Source organism: Hydrogenophaga sp. OTU3427 (assembly GCF_038440225.1).
Lineage (GTDB): Bacteria > Pseudomonadota > Gammaproteobacteria > Burkholderiales > Burkholderiaceae_C > Hydrogenophaga.
The window spans coordinates 1-376 of the sequence record NZ_JASATI010000134.1; the positions used below are offsets into that span (position 1 = coordinate 1).

The following is a 376-nucleotide window of genomic DNA, read 5'->3' on the forward strand; positions in this document are numbered from 1 at the left end:
TCGTCTGCCGTGCCAGGGATTCAGGTGCCGGTGCCCTACCAGGCTGGGCACTTGGTAGACGGCGGGGTCACCAGTCTGGTGCCGGTGCGGTTTGCACGCGCCATGGGAGCAGACACCGTGATCGCTGTCGACATCTACTGCAGCAGCCCTCGCGTTGGCTCACTGAACGTGCCTGCGGTGTTGGGTCGGGTCATGCAGGCACAAAGCTGCTTGGTGGCTGCACCTGAAATGGCGGAGGCCGACTTGCTCATCACGCCCATGGTGAACTCGCCAAGCGTTTCAGACAAGACGGCCCACGAACAGTCGATCCGGGCAGGCTACGAAGCGGCCCGTTTCGCCTTGAGAAAGTGGAGCACAAGCATGGCACAAGCGACAA

The 376-nt window shown here is 62.2% G+C and carries 1 pseudogene; it reads left to right on the forward strand.

Annotated elements, in window-relative coordinates:
* Positions 1-117: 117 nt before the first annotated feature.
* Positions 118-376, forward strand: a pseudogene (locus tag AAHB17_RS24615) (hypothetical protein); the annotation flags it as partial.